Raw genomic sequence first — 9,535 nt, forward strand, 5'->3', positions numbered from 1 at the left:
CTACTTAGACAATGTTTTTATATATAATTTCTATTTATTACCTTCTCTATGTCGCAGCCATCCTATAAATTGATTATAATGATTAACAAAAGTGCCAATAGTCTTATTGGCACTTTTGAAAGTAAACTTAATTAATTCACCATCAAGATGACAGCGATTCGTTCATTTATGTAAGTTCTTGGGGCTTCCTATTTTAGTAACTCCAAACGACCTGGATCATTTGCAAATGCTTCTTTAATGTTTTCTTTGGTTACAACAAGTGGTGGAAGCGCATAAATGCCTACTTCTTTCATACCATTATCAGTAGTCTCATCAGGTGCAGGTAATCCGTTACCAGCTTGTAGTGCTTTGATAATCTCAATTGTTTTGCTTACCAACGTGTCTGTTGGTTTTGCTATTGTTGAGTATTGTCTATCTTCCCAGATCCAAGTAACCGTCTCGTTTTCAGCATCAAGGCCTGAAGTCACTGGCGTTTCTTGTCCTGCTTGTCCAGAAGCTGTAATAACCGCACGCGCAATGCCGTCGTTAGGGCAAAGAACACCGTGGATTTCTTTATCTGAGTAGAACCCTGAAAGAAGTGAATCCATACGCGCTTGTGCTTTTGCATTGTCCCAGTCTAAAGTAGCCGCTTGAGTAAAGTCTGTTTGACCGGATACAACAACGATTGTACCATCATCAATCTTAGGTTGAAGCACTGTCATAGCACCCTTGAAAAAGTTTGGCGCGTTAGGGTCAGCTGGGCCACCACCGAATAATTCGATGTTATAAGGGCCTTCGCCTTTTTGAGCTGCAAGTCCAGTCAGTAAAGCTTCACCTTGAAGTACGCCTGTTTTGATACTGTCAAACTGCACAACACCGTCAATCGCTGTCGTATTTTCAATAAGGCGGTCATATCCGATGATAAAGATACCGGCCGCAGCTGCTTCTTCTAGAACACCACCAAGTTGAGAACCATCAACAGGACCAACAACGATTACTTTAGCGCCATTTTGAACCATGGACTCAATTTGTTGTTGTTGTGTTGGAACTTTGTTATCCGCATGTTGAACGATTGCTTTAAATCCAGCAGCCTCCAATTTGCTTTTGAACATCTCATCTGCTTCTGCCCAGTTCTGAGTCCCTAGCCAGGGTAGTGCAACACCGATGACTGCATCTGCTGCAAAGCCTGCTTCTTCTGCAGCAGGTGCCTCAGGCGTTTCACTTGATTCACTAGATTCAGCTTCAGTAGTAGCTGGCTCAGCGCGTTCCGGCGTTTTACCGCAACCTGCCACCATTACGGTGATAAGAGATACCATGATTAATAACGATAGTAATTTTTTCATTTCATATTCCACCCTTCTGTTTTAAGTCCATCGACTTATTATGTAATCCCAACCAACAATCTTCCTGAATCTACTGTTGATAGAGTTACGTTCCATAAGTTACTTACTATTGCTAGGAAATAGCCTTCCTATTATGGATTGGCGTCCTTCCTTCTTGTTGAAAACATCGATACCAACCGCCGCAAGAAGCACAAGACCCTTAATAACTTGAGTACGATCAGCCCCAACCCCCATAAGCATCAATCCGGAGTTGAGCACGGTCATTACCAGGCCTCCTACCATGGTTGCAACAATGGTTCCAACGCCACCTGAAACAGCAGCACCGCCAATAAATACGGAGGCAATAGCGTCCAATTCCCATCCAACACCATCTGACGGACCTGCTGCATTAGAGCGTCCAACAAACATGATTCCGGCCAAAGCAGCAAGGAATGACATATTGAGCATGGTTAGAAAATATGTCCTTTGTACATTGACACCAGATAATGCCGCAGCGCTTTTATTGCCTCCAACAGCATATATATGGCGACCAAATGTAGTTCGCGTTGTAATGGTATGGTAGATTAGGACCAAAACCACAAGAATCAAGCCTGGAACTGGAAATGATGTGCCCGGACGTCCGGTACCAAAAATCCATGTTAAATAACCAATAACAACACTGACCAGGGCAATCCGAACCAATACCGGCCATAGTTCTTTTGTTTTTTTGGACCGATTGTGTTTACGAAGTTGCGTGAAGGCGAAAGCGGTAATTGCGATTATACCCAGTAGTAGTGTCGAGTTGTTCATGCCTGTAAAAGTCGGTCCCCACTCAGGTAAATGTCCTGCACCAAATATTTTCAGTTCCCTTGGTGCCGGTACTGATATTGATTTTGAGATCCAGATCACCCCACCACGGAAAATCATCATACCACCCAATGTTGTAATGAAACCCGGAATGCCAAGTTTGGCCACCCACATCCCCTGCCAAGCCCCTATCAAGGCCCCTACTGCAAGGCTTAGGAGCACACCAACCCACCAAGTTAAGCCTAAATCCCGAACGGCAATAGCCATGACCATACCTGAGAAACCAGCTACCGATCCGACGGATAAGTCAATCTGTCCGATGACTATGACCATCATCATTCCAAGCGCCAGCACCATGACATAGGCATTACCAGATATTAAGTTCTGAAAGTTGGAGGAAGTAATCATTTTCCCCTCTGAAATAATATTGAAGATGATGGCAAGTGCTACCAAGGCGAGAACCATGGTGTAATCTTGCAACTTGTCACCAAATATTTTCTTAATGTATATCATAACAATTTCTCCCTATTCTTTATTTAGATTACGACCCTGAAGAACTTGTCATCATTTTCATGAGATTTTCTTGTTGAGCCTCTTTGCTATCTATCATGCCCGTTATTTCACCTTCAAAAATGGTATAAATCCTGTCCGTTATGCCAATGAGCTCGGGCAACTCGGATGAAACTATTATGACTGCTTTCCCGTGATCTGCAAGTTCATGAATTAGTCGATAAATCTCGTATTTGGCGCCAACGTCTATCCCTCGGGTAGGCTCATCCAGTATTAGAACATCCGGACCTGTAAACATCCACTTACCCAGAACAACCTTTTGCTGGTTTCCTCCCGATAAAGTGGCTACACCTCGGTCAACACTTTGCGTTTTAACCCTTAATGAACGTCGGTACTTTTCTGCAACTTCATATTCCTTATCCAAATCAAGAAGCCCACCACGCAAAATTCCTTTTAGATTGGCTGATACTGTAGTTATGCGAATACTGTTTAAAAGATTAAGTCCCAAATTCTTCCGATCTTCAGGCACATAGGCTATACCCTGACGAATTGCTGAGGCTACTGAGTTAACGTGAATCTCTTTACCCTTGACCTTAATCGTCCCGCCAAGGAAGATTCCGTAGTTGTGACCAAAGATAGATCGCATCAGCTCTGTTCTTCCTGCCCCCATAAGACCGGCAAAGCCGACAATTTCTCCTGCTCTGACATTGAAATTAGAGTTCTTGCAGACCAGCCTCCCTGGATTATTAGGGTCCTCCACGCGCCAGTCGGCCACCTCGAAAATCACCTCGCCGGGCTTTGATACATGCACCGGAAAACGATTTTCAATGGAGCGTCCTACCATGGCACGGATAATACGGTCTTCATCCACCCGTCCGGCTTCCACAGCATACGTTTCGACCGTGCGACCGTCGCGTATAACTGTAACCGCATCGGATATGGCCGCAATCTCATTCAGCTTGTGGGAGATCATAATACAGGTAATGTCTAAGTCCTTTAGTCCACGCATAAGTTCAAGTAAGTTTGCGGAGTCGGCTTCATTAAGTGCAGAGGTCGGCTCGTCTAGAATAAGCAACTTAACATTTTTGGAAAGTGCTTTTGCAATTTCTACCAGCTGCTGCTGTCCTACGCCTAAGTGCTTAATCAAGGTGTCCGGGTCAACTGTTAATCCCACCTTCTTAAGCACCTCCACCGTATGGTCCCGTTGTGCTTCCCGGTCAATCAATCCATATCTAATAATCTCATTTCCTAAAAAGATATTTTCGGTAACGGATAGTTCTGGAACCATGGCTAACTCTTGGTGAATAATTGCAATGCCGGCATGCTCTGATTCTTTGATGTCTTTAAATGTCACTTCTTCTCCCATATAGATAATTTTTCCTTCATAGGTACCATGAGGATAAACACCGGATAGAACCTTCATTAAGGTTGATTTTCCTGCACCATTCTCGCCACAAATTGAGAGGATGGTACCTCTATGTACCTCAAGTGTTACATCATCTAAGGCCCGAACGCCCGGAAAAACTTTAGTGATCCCTTGCATCTGTAGAATTATAGGATGTTCCATAATCACACTCCTTTTACACTTTTACTTTACAAGCAACAATGACTGCATATTGTCATTCTCGGCAAAATTCAATTCTTTATGCTGGACAATACCCCTTGCGACTATGGCCCTACATTATATTGCACATCTGCCTAATAATCTCTACCCTTACATTGTCATCACTTTAGATACATTCTAACCAAAAATCCTATAGGATATCATTGCCAAGTGTCATATTCCTCAAGTGACATATGTCAAGGTCATATGACATTTGTCACTTGAGGCTCCATCTCTTTGTCTTGAAATTGCTCATATCAAAAAAGAAGCACAAAAAAAAGACCTCCTATTTTGGAGATCTACGCATTTGATTTTATCCCTATGAAAATTATAGTATTAATTCATGATGTTATCCTTCGCTCTTACCTGTTTGAACAGCCCATAAAGCAAGTTGTGTTCGATCACGCAAGTTTAATTTATATAGGGCGTTACTTAAATAATTACGTACCGTTCCTTCAGATAATCTAAGCTTCGATGCAATCTCTTTATTGGATAGGCCTTTTGCTACATGTTTTATCACATTCCATTCATACTCTGTTACATCATGAATTGCTTTTTTATCCACTTGTACCAATTGATTGTTCTTAGCCATTTCTGAATAGAGTTCAATGAATTTTTGTGCAATGTTCGGATTAATCATTGCACTACCTGAATGCACTTTATGTATTGCATCTACTAACTCATCAATCGTTATACCTTTTAATAAATAACCGGATGCCCCATCTCTTAATGCACTTAATATATAGTCATCATCATCAAAGGAAGTTAATATAATTATCTTAATGTCCGGATAACTTTCTTTTATTATTTTTGTACACTGTACCCCATCCATCTCAGGCATACGTATGTCCATTAAAATCACATCCGGCTTCTCTTTACGAATGGATCGAATCACACTTTTTCCGTCTCCAACTGAATCAATAACTAGAATATCGGTAACATTCTTTAATATGATTTCTAAACTATGTCGAATGAGTTCTTGATCATCGGCAATAAGTATTTTTATCACGGTTTAGCCCACCTTACTGATATTTTTACTAACAATAAATTCATCCATTAATCGTTATGGATTTTTCTTACTTAACAATTTTTTATTCATGCCCTTATATGAATGGATGAATGAATGAATGAACCTATCAACTATGGATTATATCACTAGTTTTCAAAAACTGCAATCAGACGACCTGATATAGCTTTACAGTACTTTGTAATCAAAAAGACCATCCCAAAAGTTCTAAAAGGGTAAGTGATGAGATGTATAGTATCAACTGCTCTTTTGTAAAAGTGCTTCAATATCTTTAGCCGACATGGGCTTATAATAGTAATAACCTTGTATTTCGCCACATAATCTTTTCTTTAAGAATGAATCCTGCTGTCTAGTTTCAACACCTTCTGCTATAACAGCTAATCCCATTTTTCTCGCCAGAACTATAATGGTTTCAATAATCCATTCATCTCGTTGATCTACGTTAATGCCTTGGATAAATGGCATTGGTATTTTGATTCTATTGATTGGCAATAGTTTCAAATATTGTAACGAAGAAAACTCGGTTCCAAAATCATCAATTGAAATATAAATACCCAGTTTCCTAAAGGTATTTAATACATCAATAATATATTTGGTATCCCGCATGGCAATACTCTCTGTGATTTCCAGTTCAAGATATTTAGGTAATAGCTTGGTTACTTCTAGTACCTCGTTAATCTGGTTCACAATATCAAGATTCTGAAACTGGATGATAGACAGATTCACTGCAATTCTAATCGGTGTCAAACCTGCTTCCTGCCATGTTTTGTTTTGCTTACAAACTGTATGTAATACCCACTTACCGATGGGAATGATTAATCCGTTTTGTTCCGCTAAAGAAATAAATTTTCCAGGAGGGACCACACCTAACACCGGATGATTCCAGCGAAGAAGAGCTTCAAGACCAACTATTTTCTTTGTATCCAGACTAATTTGGGGTTGATAATATACTTCCAGTTCATCTCTTTCCAAAGCTCTATACAAGCCATTGCTCAATTTCATATTTTCTCTTATGATATCTTTCATGATTGTGGTACAAAGAACCGACTGGTTTTTACCCTTTTCCTTAGCTTTATACATGGCTAATTCTGCGTTCTTAATAAGTTTTCCATGGGTTTCCCCATCTGTTGGGAAAACGGAAATCCCAATACTGACTGTCACATAGATTTCATTTTGATTCACTTCGAATGGTTCTCTAAAGGCACTAATGATTTTATTTGCCACTTTCCGTACATGTTCGGAACTCTCAGAGTTTGGGACCATTATGATAAACTTATCGCCACCTAACCTAGCCACAATACCGCTTTCTTGAATAAGATTTGTAAGCCTCCTTGCAACGGCTTTGATAAATTCTCCCTCGTGTAATTGTCCGAGGGTATTTCTAACCGGTTTAAAGTCATCAAGATCTAAGAATAATATTCCAATCTTTTTTTCTTGATCTTTAGCTATATTGATTTCATGCTGTAGTTTATTCTCTAGCATCATGCGATTTGGCAAGCTTGTTAGTGAATCATAATGCATAATCTGCTCTATTTTTTCAAGTGCTTCTTTCCGAAGGGTTATTTGATTGACTAGTTCTTTAATCGTGGCGGCTAGCTCATCTTCTATATCTTCTTTTTCTTCCTTTTGATTGTCCACTTCTTTGTTTGCAATAACCAAATCTGCTTCCACATCTGCTTTTTCTTCTTTTTGATTGGCTATTTCTTTATTCGCATTGGCGAGTTCTTCTACTGTTTCTGCCCTTCTTTTTACTTTCTTTACTTTCTTTTTTTCTTTTTTATGATAATTATTTTTCATTCGACTATGCTCTCCCATCATCTGTTTACTTATAATAACAAGTTTCTCTATATGTTTTACCATAATAACCCTTATAATTAGATTGTACCCCTAAATATAGTCACTTGTCTATGTTGTCAGCTAATATGATGTTTTAAATAAAAAAATAGAAACTCGACTACGTCTTATTGCGTTCGAATTCCTATTTTATTATAAGGTAGGATGCATTAAATGATTAGGTAAATTTATATTACTTGTTAATAAGCTTTGATGTCACCAACAGATTCTTAATTGCCTGTGTAGCTTCTGCATAAGTCAAATTGGCTTTCGGTGTAATCGTTGTTGCTGTTGTTCCGTTAAATACATGAGCAGATAATACTTCTCTTACATAGGTTGCTGCCCACTCCTCTACTTCTTCATAATCTGTGTAGCTTTGATACCTATTTTGATCAACACCTATCAACTTTGTAATTACCATTGCTCTATGATAGATTACCATAGCTTCTTCTCTTGTAATCATCTGATCCGGTCTGAAGGTTCCGTCAGGATATCCCGTTACAATATTATACGCATGAGCAATCTGGATAGCTTGCCTTCCTTCATCTTTTATATTCACATCCTTGAACTTAAATTCATTGATTAAACCAACTCTATAAAGTCCGAGTGCTCTGACAATGTAGTCCGTAAAATCAGCCCTTGTGATTGCTTTGTCTGGATCAAAGTGTTCAGCATGAAGGATGACAAGTCTTGAGGCCATGTCGTTAACTGCATCTTTTGACCAGTGGTTCTCAACTGACTTCACTGTTATAAGATTCCAAGCTACTGAATAATGGGAATTAGTAAGTGACTTTAGCTTCGCATACCACTTACCCTCTTTTTGGTACACTTCTGTTGGTACATGGCTATAAGTCCCGTCCGGGTTAAATACAACACCGGTGGTAATCTTACTTGAATCCACCTCTGGTGAAATTTCCATGATGCGCTCTAGGTAGTTGTTGAATTTGCTAATTACCGTCTCTACCGTTGCACCATCAGCTTTTGTTGTTTTTGCAATGATTTCAAAGGCAATAGGTGGGAAAATAAACGCTACACCATTGGCTTTAGCCACTTCATTATATTTTGTTACAACGGATGCATCTAATTTTGTAATTTTAACTTCAATTATAATATCTTTGAGTGAAGTATCTGTTACGCCAAAGTCTTTTGCTACAGTCGAAATAGTGAACGCTCCAGCCGGAATTAAGTATTCCACGTTATCCCGTTTAATCGATAGATCAAAGGTATTATCTTCAAATTTCTTAATCATGTCACCCGTTAATTCCACTTTTGCCACATCGGATATCGTGTCCGTAACAAGAATTTGGATCAGATTGTTACTTCCCGTCTGATTGTCGTTAATAATTGCGTCTTCAATTATGCTTTCAATAACTTGACTATTTGCTTTTACTAATACAACTGACTTATCTTCTTCAGTGGTCTTTGTTTCGGTTCCGGCACTTTCAACTTTTCCGTTAACAATTATAGCAACCGCTTCTTGGGTCACAGAAGGTGGTGTCCTTGTTCTCTTTCTAGAGTTACCACCACTTGAAGCAGCTCTAGTAACTGTAATTGTGTATGTTTCCGTTGCTTCTCCATCATGAGCCATAACCACGACCATAATTGTATTGCTACCCACATTAAGATTGACTGGAAAAGCTTGTCCACTTGTGGCATTTACGCCATTTACTTTTATTGTGGCCTGTTGTTCATCTTCGTCTACTGGCGTCACCGTGATGCTACTAATGTCATTTGCAATACTTACAGTGAAAACTCTTTCGTTTAATTGAAACACCGGATTCAATAGTCCACTGCTGATAATAAGACCTGATAGATTTGCATCCGTATAATCAATACTTGTCCACTGTGCATACAAAGTTATATTTGATGTTCCAATAACAAAGGTATCGTCATCCCCATAACTTGTGCCATTGCCATCCGCTAATGTGTTCCAACCTGCAAATGTATAGCCTGTTCTAACTAAATCCCCTGTATTTCCAAGTACAGTAGCTATATCTGCAAAATAATAGCTGGTTCCGTCTATTGGAACTGCACCACTTGTATTACCGTTCCCGTTATAGATTAAAGCATATGTTGAGACTTGAGTTTCAAAACTTTCAATCATCCTTACCTCTGACAACTCATGACTTGAATTTTCTAAAACAAAATATGCATTGTAAGGTGACCCAGGTTCCAGGCCAATTATATTAACTTGAGTCATCTCCTCAATTACCGCAGGCGTATTGCCTGATGTTATGATTGTTACACCTCCATAATCCTCCCCTGTTTTTACTTCTTCACTTGAAGGCGGATGGCTAACGGTATCTGTAACCAAATAATATATGGTAACATCCTGATCTGATGCAGTGTTAAATATGGCACTTGAATCATCACTAAACACAAAGGTAGGTGTATCTGCCATAAAATTTGGTGATGCTGCATACACCAATCCACTTTGTAAACCTATAATAAGTA

The 9,535-nt window shown here is 39.4% G+C and carries 6 protein-coding genes; all 6 read right to left on the reverse strand.

Going from position 1 to position 9,535, the window contains the following annotated elements; all coding sequences use genetic code 11:
- Nucleotides 1–188 precede the first annotated feature (188 nt).
- Complete coding sequence (locus P0N36_RS13515) at nt 189–1,322, reverse strand: substrate-binding domain-containing protein (RefSeq protein WP_275843386.1); 1,134 nt, start codon at nt 1,320–1,322, stop codon at nt 189–191.
- A gap of 99 nt (nt 1,323–1,421) precedes the next feature.
- Nucleotides 1,422–2,621: a sugar ABC transporter permease gene (locus tag P0N36_RS13520; RefSeq protein WP_275843387.1), complete on the reverse strand. Its 1,200-nt coding sequence runs from the start codon at nt 2,619–2,621 to the stop codon at nt 1,422–1,424.
- Between the two features lie 28 nt (nt 2,622–2,649).
- Complete coding sequence (locus P0N36_RS13525) at nt 2,650–4,185, reverse strand: sugar ABC transporter ATP-binding protein (protein ID WP_275843388.1); 1,536 nt, start codon at nt 4,183–4,185, stop codon at nt 2,650–2,652.
- 385 nt (nt 4,186–4,570) lie between these two features.
- Entirely contained in the window at nt 4,571–5,230 is a 660-nt protein-coding gene (locus tag P0N36_RS13530; protein ID WP_275843389.1) for a response regulator transcription factor, read from the reverse strand.
- A gap of 255 nt (nt 5,231–5,485) precedes the next feature.
- On the reverse strand, nt 5,486–7,108 hold the full coding sequence (locus P0N36_RS13535) for a putative bifunctional diguanylate cyclase/phosphodiesterase (protein ID WP_275843390.1): 1,623 nt from the start codon (nt 7,106–7,108) through the stop codon (nt 5,486–5,488).
- A gap of 166 nt (nt 7,109–7,274) precedes the next feature.
- Nucleotides 7,275–9,535 (reverse strand): S-layer homology domain-containing protein (locus P0N36_RS13540; RefSeq protein ID WP_275843391.1); only part of this gene is annotated, 2,261 nt, incomplete at its 5' end.

It is taken from the genome of Petrocella sp. FN5, from assembly GCF_029210395.1.
Taxonomy (GTDB): Bacteria; Bacillota; Clostridia; order Lachnospirales; family Vallitaleaceae; genus Petrocella.

Bases quoted from the DNA above. Each gene is read 5' to 3' on its own strand.
- P0N36_RS13515 (WP_275843386.1), bottom strand. From the start codon at position 1,322: ATGAAAAAATTACTATCGTTATTAATCATGGTATCTCTTATCACCGTA.
- P0N36_RS13525 (WP_275843388.1), bottom strand. From the start codon at position 4,185: ATGGAACATCCTATAATTCTACAGATGCAAGGGATCACTAAAGTTTTT.
- P0N36_RS13535 (WP_275843390.1), bottom strand. From the start codon at position 7,108: ATGGTAAAACATATAGAGAAACTTGTTATTATAAGTAAACAGATGATG.
- P0N36_RS13520 (WP_275843387.1), bottom strand. From the start codon at position 2,621: ATGATATACATTAAGAAAATATTTGGTGACAAGTTGCAAGATTACACC.